This is a genomic window from Brevundimonas sp. ALps5 (assembly GCF_058681645.1).
Window position 1 is genome coordinate 3,394,764 of record NZ_CM178744.1, and the last position, 16,093, is coordinate 3,410,856.

At 69.8% G+C, this 16,093-nt stretch carries 14 protein-coding genes; 8 read left to right on the plus strand and 6 right to left on the minus strand.

All coding sequences use genetic code 11. The annotated features are described in order from the left end of the window. Positions 1-55 precede the first annotated feature (55 nt). The 6 genes from ACW172_RS16095 (at position 56) to rodA (ending at position 7,096) form a co-directional block, all read left to right on the plus strand. The gene (locus ACW172_RS16095; RefSeq protein WP_492032446.1) at positions 56-787 is read left to right on the plus strand and encodes a TVP38/TMEM64 family protein; all 732 of its coding nucleotides are present in this window, start codon (positions 56-58) and stop codon (positions 785-787) included. A gap of 318 nt (positions 788-1,105) precedes the next feature. After that, complete coding sequence (locus ACW172_RS16100; RefSeq protein ID WP_207932273.1) at positions 1,106-2,146, plus strand: rod shape-determining protein; 1,041 nt, start codon at positions 1,106-1,108, stop codon at positions 2,144-2,146. Positions 2,147-2,305: 159 nt separating this feature from the next. Next, positions 2,306-3,400, plus strand: a complete 1,095-nt coding sequence (gene mreC / locus ACW172_RS16105; protein ID WP_492032447.1) for a rod shape-determining protein MreC — start codon at positions 2,306-2,308, stop codon at positions 3,398-3,400. Next, the gene (locus tag ACW172_RS16110; protein WP_492032448.1) at positions 3,397-3,915 is read left to right on the plus strand and encodes a hypothetical protein; all 519 of its coding nucleotides are present in this window, start codon (positions 3,397-3,399) and stop codon (positions 3,913-3,915) included. The genes mreC and ACW172_RS16110 overlap by 4 nt, the downstream gene beginning before the upstream one ends. After that, positions 3,912-5,948, plus strand: coding sequence for a penicillin-binding protein 2 (mrdA, locus tag ACW172_RS16115; RefSeq protein WP_492032449.1), 2,037 nt, complete (start codon positions 3,912-3,914; stop codon positions 5,946-5,948). Before ACW172_RS16110 ends, mrdA begins: the two co-directional genes overlap by 4 nt. After that, a complete protein-coding gene (gene rodA / locus ACW172_RS16120; RefSeq protein ID WP_492032450.1) occupies positions 5,945-7,096 on the plus strand; it encodes a rod shape-determining protein RodA in 1,152 nt (383 codons plus the stop codon). The genes mrdA and rodA overlap by 4 nt, the downstream gene beginning before the upstream one ends. 172 nt (positions 7,097-7,268) lie before the next feature. Here the strand turns inward: rodA and pip are convergent, their stop codons facing one another. Together pip and ACW172_RS16130 are read right to left on the minus strand one after the other, a co-directional pair. Next, on the minus strand, positions 7,269-8,243 hold the full coding sequence (pip, locus tag ACW172_RS16125; RefSeq protein ID WP_492032451.1) for a prolyl aminopeptidase: 975 nt from the start codon (positions 8,241-8,243) through the stop codon (positions 7,269-7,271). Positions 8,244-8,274: 31 nt separating this feature from the next. Next, positions 8,275-8,640 carry a DUF423 domain-containing protein gene (locus ACW172_RS16130; protein ID WP_492032452.1) on the minus strand — a complete coding sequence of 122 codons (366 nt, stop codon included), beginning with the start codon at positions 8,638-8,640 and terminating at the stop codon, positions 8,275-8,277. Between the two features lie 101 nt (positions 8,641-8,741). Between ACW172_RS16130 and ACW172_RS16135 the strand changes: the two genes are divergently transcribed. Next, complete coding sequence (locus ACW172_RS16135) at positions 8,742-9,899, plus strand: MFS transporter (RefSeq protein ID WP_492032453.1); 1,158 nt, start codon at positions 8,742-8,744, stop codon at positions 9,897-9,899. Here the strand turns inward: ACW172_RS16135 and ACW172_RS16140 are convergent. From ACW172_RS16140 to ACW172_RS16150, 3 genes are all read right to left on the minus strand, one after another. Beyond that, entirely contained in the window at positions 9,896-10,498 is a 603-nt protein-coding gene (locus ACW172_RS16140; RefSeq protein ID WP_492032454.1) for a C15 family peptidase, read from the minus strand. The two genes, ACW172_RS16135 and ACW172_RS16140, sit on opposite strands and share 4 nt — an antisense overlap. A 128-nt stretch (positions 10,499-10,626) precedes the next feature. Then, positions 10,627-13,290, minus strand: coding sequence for a coiled-coil domain-containing protein (locus ACW172_RS16145; RefSeq protein WP_492032455.1), 2,664 nt, complete (start codon positions 13,288-13,290; stop codon positions 10,627-10,629). Positions 13,291-13,416: 126 nt separating this feature from the next. Further along, entirely contained in the window at positions 13,417-13,599 is a 183-nt protein-coding gene (locus ACW172_RS16150; protein WP_492032456.1) for a hypothetical protein, read from the minus strand. A gap of 202 nt (positions 13,600-13,801) precedes the next feature. On the opposite strand from ACW172_RS16150, the gene ACW172_RS16155 reads away from it, so the two are divergent. Next, entirely contained in the window at positions 13,802-15,286 is a 1,485-nt protein-coding gene (locus ACW172_RS16155) for a phospholipase D-like domain-containing protein (protein WP_492032457.1), read from the plus strand. A gap of 3 nt (positions 15,287-15,289) precedes the next feature. Here the strand turns inward: ACW172_RS16155 and ACW172_RS16160 are convergent, their stop codons facing one another. Then, the gene (locus ACW172_RS16160) at positions 15,290-16,027 is read right to left on the minus strand and encodes an endonuclease/exonuclease/phosphatase family protein (protein WP_492032458.1); all 738 of its coding nucleotides are present in this window, start codon (positions 16,025-16,027) and stop codon (positions 15,290-15,292) included. Positions 16,028-16,093 lie beyond the last annotated feature (66 nt).

Here is a 16,093-nt window from a genome sequence, read left to right on the forward strand (position 1 = left end):
ACGCTGAAAACCGTGGCGCTCGCGGAAAAGCGTCCAGCGGTGCTATTCCCGCCCGATGATGCGTCCGATCCTCGATTTTTTCCTGAACATGGAGAGCAAGCGCTGGCGGGCGCTGCTGGCGACGTTGCTGCTGTTCGCAGTGATCGTGGGCCTGTTCGCGATCGGGAAGTCCTCGCTGGGGCTGGGACATGGGGCGGAAGGGGCGGAGGCGCGGCTGGAGCAATGGCTGACCGGGTTCCGGAGCGGGCCGTGGGGGCTGTTCGCGGCGATCCTGCTGTTCACCCTGTCGGCGTTTCTGGGCGTGCCCCAGTTCATCCTGATCGCGGCCTGCGTGGTCGCCTTCGGGCCGTGGTTCGGCTTCGCCTACAGCTGGATCGCGACGGTGGCCTCGGCGGCGGCGACCTATTGGCTGGGGCGCGGACCGACGGCGCGGTTCGTCGAGCGGTTCGGCGGCAAGACCATGGGGCGGATGACCCGGTTCGTGGGCCAGAACGCCTTCTATGCCAGCTTCATGATCCGCAACGTGCCCTCGGCGCCCTTCATCGTCGTGAACATGGCCTTCGGCGCGGCGCGGGCGAACTTCTGGGGCTTCCTGGGCGGGTGTGCCCTCGGGGTGCTGCCCAAGACGGCGCTGGTCGCCTTCTTCGGCGGATCCTTCATGACGGCGGTCAGTGGCGACGGGGTCTGGACCTCGCTGATTCTGGCCGGGGTGGCCGTCGTCTGGCTGGGCCTGATGCTGGCCGTGCGCGAGATCGTGAAGCGTCGCGAGGCCGCGCGCGGCGATTGAAATCCGTCCGGACACGACCTGTCGTCCGTATACGGTTTGAAGGTGCGGGCGCCGAACGCGGGTCCGGGAGGGGCGGGGACCCTACGGCGCCGCTCTAAGCCAAGCAGAGCCGTAACCGGGACGTGATCGATCCTCTCGCCCGAGGGGGGATCAGGGCTTGTAATCGCCGTCTCATACAGGCAAACGACGCTCCTGCCGGTCAGGCGAAAGACGATCAGTATGTTGCGCGTATGGGGATGCGCGCGGCGGGGCGTCGCCAGGGCCGGTCGAACATAAAGAACGCCCCTTCAGGCCCGAACCAGACGGTAACCGACCCCCATGTTTTCACACCTCTTCGGCGCGATCTCCAACGACATCGCGATGGATCTGGGCACCGCCAACACCCTTATCTATATGAAGGGCAAGGGCATTGTCCTGAATGAGCCCTCGGTCGTGGCCCTGCGCAACGTCGGCGGCCGCAAGATCGTCCATGCCGTCGGCATCGAGGCCAAGCAGATGCTGGGCCGCACCCCGGGCCATATGGAAGCCATCCGTCCGATGCGCGACGGGGTCATCGCCGACTTCGAGGTCGCCGAGGAAATGATCAAGCACTTCATCCGCAAGGTTCATAACCGCCGCGGATTCGTGAACCCGAAGATCATCGTCTGCGTGCCGTCGGGCGCCACCGCCGTCGAGCGCCGCGCGATCAACGACAGCTGCCTGAACGCCTCGGCCCGCCGCGTTGGCCTGATCGACGAGCCGATGGCCGCCGCGATCGGCGCCGGCCTGCCGATCCATGAGCCGACCGGTTCGATGGTTGTCGACATCGGTGGCGGCACGACCGAGGTCGCCGTCCTGTCGCTGTCGGGCATCGTCTATTCCAAGTCGGTCCGCGTCGGCGGCGACAAGATGGACGACAGCATCATCAGCTACATGCGCCGCAACCATAACCTGCTGATCGGCGAAACGACCGCCGAGCGGATCAAAAAGGACATCGGCACCGCCCGTATCCCGGCCGACGGCGAAGGCCTGTCGATCGAGGTCAAGGGCCGCGACCTGATGCAGGGCGTGCCGCGCGAGGTCCGCATCTCGGAGCGTCAGGCCGCCGAAGCCCTGGCCGAGCCGGTGTCGCAGATCATCGACGCCGTGAAGGTGGCCCTGGAAGCGACGCCGCCAGAACTGGCCGCCGACATCGCCGACAAGGGCATCATGCTGACGGGCGGCGGCGCCCTGCTGCGCGGCCTGGACGCGGAAATCCGCGACCACACGGGCCTGCCGGTCTCGGTCGCCGACGATCCGCTGTCGTGCGTGGCCATCGGCTGCGGCCGCGTGCTGGAGCATCCGCGCTGGATGAAGGGCGTGCTCGACTCGGCCCTTTAAGCCGGTCGGTGAGCCCCGGGCGGGGAGGGCGGCGAGCGTAGCCGCAAATCCCCGCCGCTCTTACGTTTTGCACGGTTTCCAAGCGGCCTGTATTTTGCAATAGGCTGCGATGTCGGCGGGGGGCGTCCCGCTGATTCCACCTTCACCGGAAAGGCAGCCGTGGCGTTTCGCGACGGACCGTTCGAGAACCTCAAGGTGCCGCTGGCGTGGACCGCCGCGGCCGCGGTGATCGTTGTCGTGATCGCATCCCTGGCCCTGATCGTCAGCGACCGGCGCGATGTGCGCGATCACGACAGCTACACCCCTGTCCGCGCCGGCTTCGATGCGGTGATGGGGCCGGTCAGCGGGGTGCTGGCGGCACCCGTGCGCTGGGCCGGGGCCCTGACTGACGGGGTGAAAGGCTATTTCTTCGCCGTCTCCGAGAACCGCCGATTGAAGGCCGAGGTCGCCGAGCTGCAGCCCTGGCGCGACCAGGCCATCGCCCTGAAGAACGTCAACGCCCGCTATGAGGCCATGCTGGGTCTGAGGACTGAGCCGGCGGTGGCCATGGTCACGGCGCGGTCGGTGTCCGACGCGCGCGGTCCCTTCGTCAACGCCCGTCTGATCGACGCCGGCTCCGCCAAGGGCGTGCGGATCGGCAACCCCGTCATCAACGAACACGGCCTGGTGGGGCGCATCGTCGGCACGACCGGCGGCGTCAGCCGCATGCTGCTGCTGACCGATGTGGCCAGCCGCACGCCTGTCCTGATCGACCGCACCGACGCCCGCGCCATGCTGACCGGCGACGGCAGCGGCAATCCGCGTCTTGAATATATCCGCGGCGTCGGCGCCCTGCAGGCCGGGGACCGGGTGCTGAGCTCCGGCGACGGCGGCGGCTTCCCGCGCGGCGTGCCGATCGGGGTGGCGGCCAAGGGCATCGACGGCTCCTGGCGGGTCAAGCTGTTCAGCGACCGGGGCGCCATCGATTATGTGCGTGTGCTGCTGTTCCAGGACTTCGGCCAGCTGGTGAACCCCGAGAGCCTGAACGCCGCGCCCCTGGCCGGCCTGGGCACTGCCCCGGCTCCGGATGCGGCCGAGGCCGCCGCCATCGACGACGCCGCCGCTCGCCGCGCGGCCCAGCGTGACGCCGCCGCCGCCCGCGCCCGGGCCGCCACCGCGGCTCCGCCCCCGGCTGCCACGCCCGCGCCGGCCGCACCCCGTCCTGCCGCGCCGCCCGCCCAGACAGCGCCGCAAACGCCGGGAGGCGCGCTGTGAAACGGCCCGCCGCGGTCCGTGTCGTCGGCCCTGTGGAGTGGATCCTCTATCCCGCCCTGGCGGTGATCGGCGCGACCATCGTCCTGGCTACCCCGGTGGAGATGTTCGGGCTGAAGCTGCCCGAGCCGGTCCTGCCGATGATCCTGGCCTTCGCCTGGCCTCTGGTTCGGCCGTCGATGATCGCGCCTGTGGCCCTGTTCCTGACCGGGCTGTTCGTCGACCTGCTGTGGGGCGGGATGCTGGGCGTCTGGCCGCTGAGCTTGCTGGCCGTCTATGGCGTCGTCCTGCTGTCGCGCAACCTGCTGGCCGGGCAGGAGACCCAGGTGCTGTTCGTCTGGTACGGCTGCTGCACCCTTCTGGCCTTCTTCCTGACCTATCTGATCGTCAGTCTGGACGCCGTGAACGCGCCGAGCATCCTGGCGCTGCTGGGCCAGTTGATCCCGACCTTGCTTCTGTTTCCCGTCGCCAACTGGATGATCCAGCGCTTCGATGACGGCGACACCCGTTTCCGATGAGCAGCGAACCCTCGATCTTCTTTTCGGACGTCAACGAGCGGCAGGGCTCGTTCCTGCGGCGGACGTTCGTCGTGGGCGGGCTGACGGCGCTGGGTATCGGCGCCCTGGCCACGCGTCTGGGCCAGCTGCAGGTGGTCCAGGCCAAGGAATACGCGACCCTCGCGACCAACAACCAGTTCAACTTCCGCCTGGTGCCGCCGCCGCGCGGGCGCATCCTGGACCGCAACGGGGTGGTCATCGCCGGCAACCGGCCGAGCTTCCGCGTCCTGGTCGTGCGCGACGAGACCAAGGACCTGGACACGACGCTGGACCTGCTGGGCCGGCTGATGCCCGACACGGTCGACCGTCGCCGCTCGATCATCCGCGAGGTCAACGCCGCGCGTCCGTCCTCGCCCGTGCCGGTCAAGAGCGACCTGAGCTGGGAAGAGTTCGCCAAGGTCAACCTCTACGCCCCCGAGCTGCCGGGGGTGATGACGGACATGAACGAGGCGCGGTTCTATCCCTACGCGGGAGCCTTCGCCCACGTCATCGGCTATGTGGCCAAGGTCACCGACCGCGACATCGAGGGCATCAAGAAGCGCGGCGAGACCCCGCCGGAAATCCTCTACAATCCCGGTTTCCGGATCGGCCGGTCGGGCATCGAGAAGGCGCTGGACGCCGATCTGCGCGGTCAGGCGGGCGGCACCCGGGTCGAGGTGGACGCCCATGGCCGGGTCGTGGCCACCGACGTCGGCGGCTCGCGACCGGCCGTCAACGGCGAGGACGTGGTCCTGACCCTGGACGCCGACGTGCAGAACCGGGCGCTGGAGGTCTTCGGCGACGAGAGCGGCGCCTGTGTGGTGATGGACGTCCGCAACGGCGACATTCTGTGCATGACCTCGGCGCCGTCGTTCGATCCGAATCTGTTCGTCGGCGGGGTGCCGTCGCGGGTCTATTCGGCCCTGCGCGACTATGAGCGCAAGCCGCTGCTGGACAAGACCATCAACGGCAACTTCCCGCCCGGCTCGACCTTCAAGCCCAACACCGCCCTGGCCCTGCTGCGCGCCGGGGTGGACCCGTCGATCCGCATCGTCTGCACCGGCGCCTTCCGGAACGGCAACCGCATCCAGCGCTGCTGGGGCCGTCACGGCCCGCAGGACATGCACAATGCGATCAAGAACTCCTGCGATGTCTACTTCTACACCCTGTGCAACCGGGCGGGCGTCGACCTGATCCGCGACACGGGCCTGAAGATGGGCTTCGAGCACGAGTTCGACATCGGGGTCGACAACCAGCGCAAGGGCCTGCTGCCGTCCACGGACTGGAAGCGGCGGACCTTCAAGCGCGACCCCGTCTGGCACCCCGGCGAGACCACTTCCGTGGCGATCGGCCAGGGGGCGGTGCTGGTCAACGCCCTGCAGCTGGCCGTCTATACGTCGCGCCTGGCCAACGGGAAGAAGGCCATCCTGCCGCGTCTGATCAAGTCGGTGGGCGGCAAGGAGCGGCCCTCGGGCGGCGACGTGCCCGACCTGCCGTTCGATCCGGCCCATATCGAGATCGTGCGCCAGGGCATGATCGCGGTGGCCAACGACACCTCCGGCACCGCCTACCGCCAGTCGCAGCTGGGGCTGGGCGACATCCAGATGGCCGGCAAGACCGGCACGGCCCAGACCCGCAACTACGGCTCGGGCAGCCGCAAGTCGAACGTCTGGGCCGAGAAGGACCACAACCTGTTCATCGCCTTCGCCCCGGTGGACGCGCCGCGCTATGCCGTGGCGGTGATCGTCGAGCACGGGGGCAAGGGCGGGGCCACGGCCGGCGCCCCGCGCGCCCGCGAGGTCATGCGCACGGTTCTGCTGAAGGATCCGGAGATGCGCGCGCGGATCACGCGTCCGCCGCCGCCGGAACCAACCGGACCGGTCACGGAAGATCCGAACTTCGGCGCCGCGCCTGACGAGATCGTCGAGGGCGCCGCCGTGCCCGACGCGGCTCCGGCTCCGGCCCCCGCGCCTTCAACGACCACCGGCCCGCGTCCTTATCAGGCCCCGCAATGACCGCTTCCGCCCTGACCCGTCCCGGCGAACGCGACCGGATCTCGACCAAGATCAGCGAGATCGACTGGCGCTTCGTCGCCCTGCTGTGCGCCGTCGCGGGCGCCGGCACGGCCATGCTCTATTCGGTCGCCGGCGGCTCGTGGGAGCCGTGGGCGATCAAGCACATCATCCGCTTCGCCCTGTGTCTGGCCCTGATGTTGGGCCTGTCGATGATCGACCCGCGCTACTGGTTCCGCGCCGCCTGGCCGGTCTATGCGGTCGGCCTGATCCTGCTGGTGGCGGTCGAGGCGGTCGGCGACGTGCGTCTGGGCGCCCAGCGCTGGCTGTCGGTCGGACCGTTCAGCTTCCAGCCGTCGGAGATCATGAAGATCGGCGTCGTTCTGGCCCTGGCGCGCTGGTACCACGGGGCCTCGGCCCAGGACGCGCGGTTCAGCTGGAAGCTGATCTTCCCCGTACTGATCATCGGCGCGCCCTTCCTGCTGGTCGCGCACCAGCCGGACCTGGGCACGGCCATGCTGATCGGCCTGACCGGGGCGGCGATGATGTTCATGGCCGGGCTGGACTGGAAGGTGATCGCCGCGGCGGCCGTCGCGGCCGTGGTCGGCGGCGTGCCCTACATCATGTTCGGCATGCACGACTATCAGCGCAACCGGATCCTGACCTTCCTCAATCCCGAGGGCGATCCCAGCGGCAACGGCTATCACATCGTCCAGTCCAAGATCGCCCTGGGCTCCGGCGGCCTGCTGGGAAAGGGCTTTGGCCTGGGCAGCCAGAGCCAGCTGGAGTTCCTGCCCGAGAAGCAGACCGACTTCATCTTCGCGGCGGTGTCCGAGGAGTTCGGCTTTGTCGGCTCGATCACCCTGCTGCTCTGCTACGCCGGCATCATCCTGATCGCCCTGCGTATCGCCTCGCTGTCGCACAGCCACTTCGGGCGGATGGCGTCGGCGGGGGTGACCTCGACCTTCGCCCTTTACGTCCTGATCAACGGGGCGATGGTGATGGGGCTGGCGCCGGTCGTGGGCGTGCCCATGCCGCTGCTGTCCTACGGCGGCACCGTGATGGTGACGGTGATGATCGGCTTCGGCCTGGTCATGGCCACGCGGGTGCACCGCTACGCCGAACTGCCCAAGGGGCACGGGATTTTCTGACTTCAGGGCGCCCTCTCCCGGAGGGAGAGGGCTTGAGCGCACGGCGGCGATAGCCGTCGTCCTGGCGCGAAAGGGTGAGGGGTTCTGTCGCCAACCGGTGAGGGCATAACCCCTCACCCTCCCACTCACTGCGTTCGCGGGTCCCTCCCTCTCCCTATGGGAGAGGGGATGATCAGAGCCCCGACGCCCAGTCGGTGGCGCGGATCAGGCTGTCGATGATGCCGGGTTCGGACGAGGCGTGGCCGGCGTCGGGGACGATGTCGAGTTTGGCCTCGGGCCAGGCGCGGTGCAGGGACCAGGCGCCGGAGATCGGCGTGACCACGTCAAAGCGGCCCTGGGCGATCCAGCAGGGGATGTGGCGGATCCGGCCGATGTTCTCGAGCAGCCAGTTCTCCGAGGGGAAGAAGCCGCCGTTGACGAAGTACCAGCATTCGATGCGGGCGAAGGCCAGGGCGAAGTCGGGCTCGGCAAACTTGTCGGGACGGGCCGAGGGGCCCTCGACGCTGACGGTCTCGCCCTCCCAGCTGGACCAGGCGACGGCGCAGGCCTCGCGCTCGGCCTTGTCGTCGCCGGTGAGGCGTTTGTAGTAGGCGCTCATCAGGTCGCCGCGCTCGGCCTCCGGGATGGGGGCGACGAACCGCTCCCAGGCGTCGGGGAAGATCATCGAGGCGCCGTCCTGGTAGAACCAGTGCAGCTCCTTCTTGGTCAGCAGGAATATGCCGCGCAGGATCAGGCTCTCGACCCGTTCCGGATGGGTGATGGCGTAGGCCATCGACAGGGTGGAGCCCCAGGAGCCGCCGAACACCGACCACTTCTCGATACCGCAGCGTTCGCGCAGGCGCTCGATGTCCTCGATCAGGGTCCAGGTGGTGTTGTCCTCGAGCGAGGCGTTGGGGCGCGAGCGGCCGCAGCCGCGCTGGTCGAACAGGACGATGCGGTATTTGGCCGGGTCGAAGTAGCGGCGCATGCCCGGATTGACCGCCCCGCCGGGGCCGCCGTGCAGAACGACGACCGGCTTGCCCTGCGGATTGCCGCATTCCTCGTAGTAGATTTCGTGCTCGGTCCCGGTGCTCATCCAGCCCGAGGCGAAGGGCTCGATCTCCGGATAGAGGTCGCGTCGGGGAGCGTCGGGGATCGTGAAGGCCATCGGAAGGAAAAACGCTTTCGGTTCTGCGATTTCAGGCGTTGGTGGAGGTCTTCCGCAATGCGGCAAAGGCGAGCAAAAGCCAACCCGCAATCATCAGAACCCCGCCGATCGGGGCGACCGCGCCCATGACCGGCATGCTGAGCAGGGCGATGAAGGCGAGGGCCAGGCAGAAGATCAGACCCCCGGTCGCGGCCAGCCAGCCGGCGATGACGGCCAGCTTCTCGCCCCACAGGGCGCAGGCGACGGCGAGGACGGCGTGGACCAGCTGGTAGTGGGCGCCGGTCGTCAGCAGGGTCTTCACCGCCGGGCCGGCGCCGTGGGCGGCGAAGGCCCCGACCATCACGGCCATGGCCCCGTTGAAGGCGGCGTAGACGACGAGGTTGCGATTCACTGTCATGATTTCACGCTAGCCCACAGGCGCGGTTCCGTCTGCTATCGGAACGCATGAATTCCGCCACTGAGTCTCTCCCCGCACCCGCGCCAGGGTCCGCCTGGCGGATGGGGCTCCAGTATGTGCTGCTGTTCGGGGCCAACGGGGTCAGCCTGCCGTTCGCGGGGCTGTGGTTCCATGCCCATGGGCTGGACGGGGCCGAGATCGGGGCCCTGCTGGCGGCGCCCATGCTGGGGCGGCTGGTGACGGGGCCGGCGATCGCGCTCTGGGCCGACGGGTTCCGGTATCGCAGGACGGCCATCGCCATCCTGGCCCTGGTCACGGCCCTGGCCTATGCGGCGACGGGGCTGGTGCAGGGCTTCTGGCTGTGGGCGCCGCTGTGGTTCGTGGCGGCGACGTGTTTCGGCTCGATCATTCCGCTGAGCGACGTCATGACCCTGAGGCTGGCGAAACGGGCGGGGTTCGTCTTTTCGGTGCCGAGGGGCTTCGGCTCGGCGTCGTTCGTGGGCGCCAATGTGCTGATGGGGGCGCTGCTGGTGCGGGCGCCGGTGGACGCGGTGCTGCTCTGGATCGCCGTCGCGAGCGTGATCATGGCGATCTGCGCCCGGTGGGTGCTGCCGGCCGAGCCGGTCGCCGATACGCCGGTGGGGGAAGTCGAGCCCGCGAAGGGCTGGGCGCGGTTCGCCGGGATGGGGCGGCTGCTTCGGAACCGCGCCTTCATGACCGCCATCTTCGCCGTCGGCTGCGTCCAGGCGGCCCACGCCTTCTACTACGGCTTTTCGGCCATAGCGTGGAAGGCGCAGGGCATTCCCGAGAACATGACGGGCTTGCTCTGGGCCGCCTCGGTCGTGGTCGAGATCGGCTTCATGTGGTGGGGCGAGCCGTGGCGGCGCAAGGCGGGCATCGGGCCGTTGACGGTGCTGGGGATCGGGGCCGGAGCGGCGGTGCTGCGCTGGACGGCCCTGGCCTTCGCCCCGCCGCTGTGGCTGCTGTGGCCGCTGCAGACCCTGCACGCCCTGAGCTTCGCCGCGACCTATCTGGCCGGGGTGCAGCTGGTCGAGCGGCTGAGCCCGCCGGGCAGCCAGACGGTGGCCCAGACCCTGAGCTCGGTGCTGTCGGCCGGGGTGCTGATCGGGCTGGCCACGCTGGCGGCCGGGCCGCTGTACGACGCCGTCGGGGTGAAGGGCTATCTGGCCATGGCGGGGATGGCGGCGGTCGGGGCGCTGGCGGCGTTCAGCCTCGGCCGGACGCTGGCGAAGGCCTAATTGGGTCGGGCGCGGGGCAGGGGAGACAGGCTGCGGGCCATGGCGCCGGCGGCGGCCTTGACGCCCTTCTGGACCGCATCGGCCGAGAGGTCGGCGGGCGCGCGCAGAAGGCCGATGGCCGGGACGTCGGCATTGTCCGGCAGGGCGGTCAGGATGCTGTAGAGCAGAAAACTGCCCACATCATGCTCGCCGTCCGAGCTGGCGTCGGCGTTCAGACCCGCGGCGTTCAGCGCACGGACGATATCCGCGACGGGGGCGGTGGCGCGGGCGATGGCGGGGCCGGTATGGGTCAGCTTGCCGCCGTCGCCGTTCAGGGCGCGGTTCTCGGCGCGCATCTGGACGCGGAAGCCGCCCGCCTTGTGGGTGCGGCCGACGAGAAGCACCGCGCGGCACGACGGATCGCGCAGGCTGTGGCTGAGGGTCGCGACCAGCTGTTCAGGGTCTTCGGGCGGGATGGCCACGGTGCGGGCTCCCGTGGGGTTCCAGGGCTGGCCGGACAGGTCCTCGACCGGGTCCCAGGCCAGATCATCAGCGTCCCAGGCGCAGATGACTATGGCGGGCCGGCGGTCGGGCTGTTTCTCGGCGACGGTGTCGAGCATGGACCCTACTGAGCGTGTGACGAAGTCGTGACAGGCAGGCCGCAGGTGTCGGCATGCGGACGATTTCGTCAAGCCTTAATGCGCCGGATTCCGGCCACACTCGACGCAATAACGGCGGTCTTCGTGTCTCAGGCGAGATCGCCGACGGCGGCGTCCAGCAGCATGAAGGCCCGGCCCGGGTCGGTGGCCAGGGCCGACAGAACCCCCGGGCCGTCACCGGAACGGGCGGCGCCGGCCAGCTTCTGGGCATAGGCGCGGACATAGCGTTCGGCGTCTGACTTCAGCTCCGGATCGCTCATCACCCGGCGCGAGACGCTGCGTACGGCGGCGGGAGCGACGCGGCGGACGATCTGGCGCGCCCGGTCCGGATCGCGGCCGGCGAAGGCCTCGGCGGCCTCTTCGACGCGCGAACGAGGCAGGAGGGCGTTGGGATCGACACCCATGCGGCGGATGGCGGCGGTGATCCGGTCCGCCATGGCGTCCGCGTCCGCCGGCATGATGGGCTGGTCGAGGTCCATGGGCTCGACCGGGGGCGGGGGGGCGCCGTCGCTGACGAGGTCGGACCAATCGAGCGGCCCCGAGGTCGCGGGCGGCGGGGCGCGCCGGGCGGCCTCTTCCGTCGGCTCCAGCCGCAGGCGGCCGCGCAGGCCGAAGCCGCGTTCCTCGGCCACGGCCGGGCGGGACTCGGGGGCAGGGGCGGGCTCGCGGCGACGCGAAGACACCGGTTCGCCCGACACCACGCCCATCAGCCGCACGGCCTCGGTCAGCATGTCGTAGTTGCGGCGGACCCGTTCCTGGAAGCCGATATCGAGAGCCTCGGTGTCCTCGGCGGCTTTCCGAGAAGCGGCGGCCAGGGCGGCGAGACCTTCCTCGACGGTGGCGCGGACGTCCTCGGCGCGGGCGCGGGCCTCGTCGGGCAGGCGGGCGGCGCGTTCGTCCAGGTCGGTGATCGAGGCGTCGACCTCGCCCAGCGCCTTGATCATCCGGTCCATGGTGCGTTCGAGCTTCTCGATCGCGTTCTGACCGGCGTGATCCACCATGGCGGCGGTCTCATTGACGATGCGGCGGGCGCCCTCGATGCGGCTGTCGGCGGCGGCGTCGGCCTTCTGGGCGGCGTCGAACAGAGCCTCGCCGAGACGGTCGGCGCGGATCTGGGCCTGGCCGGCGGCGTCGGCGGCGGCGATGCGGCTGTCCTCGGCGGTGGCCTGAAGGGCGGCCAGCGCCCGGCGGGTCTCCTCGACCAGGGTGTCGCGGGCCTCGGCGGCCAGGTGCTCGAAGCGGTCCAGCGAGACCTTGGTAGCGGCGTCGAACCCGTCGGCCTCGCGCTGGGACATGTCGACGAGGGCGCGGAACTGGTCGGTGGCGGCCTCGACGAGGTCCTTGATCGACTCGGTCGAGCGGACCGAGGTCTCGCCCAGTTCGGCGTGGACGGTGCGGGCGGCGTCGAGCTGTTCGGTCAGCTGGGCGCGCTGGCTCTCGACCTGGGCGGAGAAGTCCTCCTGATCGGTGCGCAGGGCGTAGGCGGCGGTGACCAGGGCGGCGCGTTGCTGGCCGAGGCCTTCCTCGACCGACTGGATCTGTTCGGCGACGCCGGCGCCGGTGTTTTCGAGGCGCAGGGTCTGGCGGGCCAGGTCGTCGGCGGCCAGACGGGCGGCGTCCTGGGCCTCGCCGGCAGCGGCGGCCAGGTCGGCGGCGCGGGCGGCAAGGGCGGCCTCGGCCTCGCGCAGCTGGGTCTGGGCCAGGTCGGAGGCGTCGACGATCATGCGCGACTGGCGCTCGACCGCGTCCAGCACCCCGGCGGACTGGGTGTCGAGCTGCAGGCCGAGGGTCTGCATGCCCTCGCGCTCGCGGCCCAGCTGTTCGGACAGGCGGCGCGCGGTGCGGCCGGCGGTCTCGGCGGCCTCGTTCAGGCGGTTGGTCTCCTGCACGAGCACCTCGCGCAGCAGGGCCATGTCGTTGCGGGCGCGCTCGGCGGCCAGGGCGGCCTGATCGATGTCGTTGCGCAGGGTCAGCAGGACCTGACCGGTCTGCTGGGCGGCCAGCGCCGTCGGGGCGACCAGGGCCTCGGCCAGACTGCGCGCGCGGCGGGTCTCGGCGGCCAGGCCGGCGCCCTGACGCACCGCGTGGGCCAGCATGACGGCCAGACCGGCGGGGGCGAGGGCGATCAGGGCGTAGAGGGCCAGACGCAGGGGATCGAGCGCCGCGGCGCCCGAACCGACCTCGAAGGCGGCCCAGGACGCGACGCCGCCGACCCACAGGGCCGAGGCGACGCCGGCCAGAAGATAGGCGTAACGGCCCGAGGGCGCGGCCTCGAACAGGCGCGTCATGGTCGCGGCGGTCGTCGGAGCATCGGTGTCGGCGACCGGGGCGGGCGGGCTGGCCACCGTGGCCGGCGGGGCCTCGGCGCTCTCGGCGAACGGAGCGGGGGCGAAATCGGGGGTGACGACGGCTTCCGGCGCGTCGGCGAAGATGTCGGCGGCGGCTTCAGCGGGCTCGGGCGCGAAGTCAGGAATAGGAGCGAAGGGTTCGGCGGCCAAACGGGCGCGGGCGGCCTCGGCCTCGGCGCGAGCGGCGGCGCGGGCCTCGGCCTGGCGCTGCTCCTCCAGCAGGCGGCGACGGCGGCGTTCGGAGATGGGGCGGTCGATCACCAGCGGGGCCTCGGCCTCGGTCGCGACTTCCTCGGCAGCGACGGCCTCGGGCGTTTCCTGCGCGGGCGCTTGATCGGGCGTCGTCGCGGCATCCTCGACAGCGGGTTCGGGAAGATTGAGCGGCGGCCGCTGGCGGGATTTCATCAGGCGTAGGTCTCGGACTGGCGGCCTGTGGCCGGGAGCGGCGCAACAGGCCCGACAACCCTAACGGCTCGGGACGCGTCCGCAAAGGCGAGTCCGTGACTTAGTCCCCGTTTTGAGACCGGTGTTTCAGCAGTGGTCGGACGGAGTGGCGATCATCGTCGAACGCGGCGACGACTGGGGGCAGTCGACCACGCGATGGACCTCGCGTTCCGGGGCGCTGGGCTTGTGCAGATCGACGCCGAACTGGGCCAGGGCCGCGGCGGCCAGCATGGCGATGAAACCGGCGATCAGTTCGATCAAAGCCTGCATCACACCCTCCCTCGCCAGCGTTCCAAACCTGCGCGGCCTCTATGCTCCCAAAACCGCGTTCACACAAGGAAGCGGAGCCGGGCATTGACCGATCTACGCCGGGCGTGGAACGGAAGACACAGGGTGGCGCTCCGTGTGCGGGCGACATTTCCGAAGCGTCCCCGAAAACACCGTTGTCACGCGAATCCTTCAGACCGGACGAATGGCCGCAACCGAAGACGCCTATTCCGACAGCCTGCTGGCCCCCGGCCGGTCGGTGTGGCGCGTGGAGCAGGCCGACCGGTTCGCCGTCCTGATGGAGAACGAGACCTATTTCGACGCCTTGGCCTCGGCGATCTCCAAGGCGCAGAGGTCGATCGTCCTGCTGGGCTGGCAGTTCGATCCGCGCACCCGGCTGGACCCGGAGACCCGCGCCGGCGACCGGCAGGCGGAGATCGGCCACCAGTTGCGCATGCTGGTGCGGTCACGGCCCGAGCTGGATGTGCGGCTGCTGATCTGGAAGTCGCCGCTGCTGATCGCGGCGTCGCAAGGCTTCTATCCGCACAAGGCCCAGCGCTGGTTCAGGAAGCGGATGGTCGAGTTCCGGCTGGATTCACCCGGGCCGATCGGCGCCTGCCATCACCAGAAGGTGGTGATCATCGACGACAAGGTCGCCTTCTGCGGCGGCGGCGACGTGTCGGTGGATCGCTGGGATTCGCCCGAGCATCTGGATCACGACCCGCGCCGCTGCATGCCGTCGGGCCTGATCAGCGCGCCCCGGCATGAGACCATGGCGGTGATGGACGGGGCGGCGGCGCGGGCGCTGGGCGATCTGGCGCGCGAACGCTGGTTCCGGGCGACCTGGGAGCGGACCGTGCCCGACGAGGTCGATCACGACCCGTGGCCTGACGGCGTGCCGGTGACCATGGCCAACGTCCCCGTCGGCGTCGCCCGCAGCGAGCCGAAGTGGGGCGGGCGGGGCGAGGTGCGCGAGAACGAAGCCCTGCATCTGGAATCGATCCAGAAGGCGAAAAGGCTGATCTATCTGGAGAACCAGTATTTCACCTCGCCGGCCATCGCCGCCTGCCTGGCCCAGCGGCTTGGCGAGGAGGACGGGCCCGAGGTGGTGCTGGTCTCGACCGGCAACAGCCCCAGCTGGTTCGACAAGATGACCATGGACACCGCCCGGTCCGAGGTCCTGTTCCGGCTGGAGGCCGCCGACAAGTACGACCGCTTCCACGCCTTCGCCCCGCACACGGAGGACGGGGACCGGATCATCGTCCACGCCAAGGTCTCGATCATCGACGACCGGCTGCTGCGGATCGGCTCGACCAATCTGAACAATCGGTCGATGGGGCTGGATACGGAGTGCGACATCGCCGCCGAGCCGCTGGACCAGGCGGGCCGCGACGCCATCCGCGCCTATCGCCATCGCAGCATCGGTCACTTCATCGGGGTCTCGGCCAAGGACTTCGCGGCGGCGGAGGCCGTGCTGGGCTCGACCGGCAAGGCGATCCGGACCTTCGACACCGGACGGATGGAGTTGCTGGGCGCGACGCCGCCGTCGCGGGTCGAGCGGTTCATCGCCGAATGGCAGCTGGGCGATCCCTCGTCGTCCGACAACGCCTGGCGGCCGTGGAAGCGGCGTAACCCGTCACAACGGATCGCGGGCGGGAACTTCAGCCAGTTGCGGGAACGGGCCGAGTAGGAGTCAGGCTTCGATCTCGAAGTCGATGACCAGCGGCAGATGGTCCGAGGCCACGCGCGCCAGGGGCGAGAACGGCGCCTTCACCCCCGTGATGCGGATGTGCGGGCTGACGAAGGCGTGGTCGATGCGGATCGCCGGGAAGGCCGAAGGGAAGGTCTTCACTGTCTGCTTGAGGCCGAGCTTGCGCTGGCAGTCGCTGAAGCCGTTGCGGCACAGGGTCTGATAGGGGCGGGTGATCGAGGTGGCGTTGAAGTCGCCGGTCAGGATGGTCGGCCCGGTGCAGTCAGGATGGCCCAGCCAGTCCTTGCCCATCAGGGCGGCCGCCTGAAGCCTCTGTTCGCGAGGGACGAGGCCCAGGTGGGTGTTGATGACATTGACCTCGACGCCGTCGAAGTCGATGGCGGCCCAGACGGCGCCGCGCGGCTCCAGCCCGGGAATGCCGCGGATGGTCGGCAGACCGCCCTTGCGGATCAGCCGCTCGGGCCGGTGGGTCAGCAGGGCGTCGCCGTACTCCTCCGACTCGATCAGCATGGCGGCGTTGAAGTGGAAGCTCATGTCCAGGCCGGCGGCGATGGCCTCGGCCTGATCCACGTTGCCGGTGCGGGCGCGGCCGACGTCCAGCTCCTGAAGGCAGACGATGTCGGGCTCGTGCTCGGCGATGACGCCCACGATACGGGCGATGTCGAGACGCTTGTCGGTGCCGACGCAGCGGTGGACATTGTAGGTCAGAAGACGGGGCATGCGGTCCAGCGACGATGACGCGAGCGAACTGCTAGGCCAATTCGAACCCGATTGCGACCCTGCCGA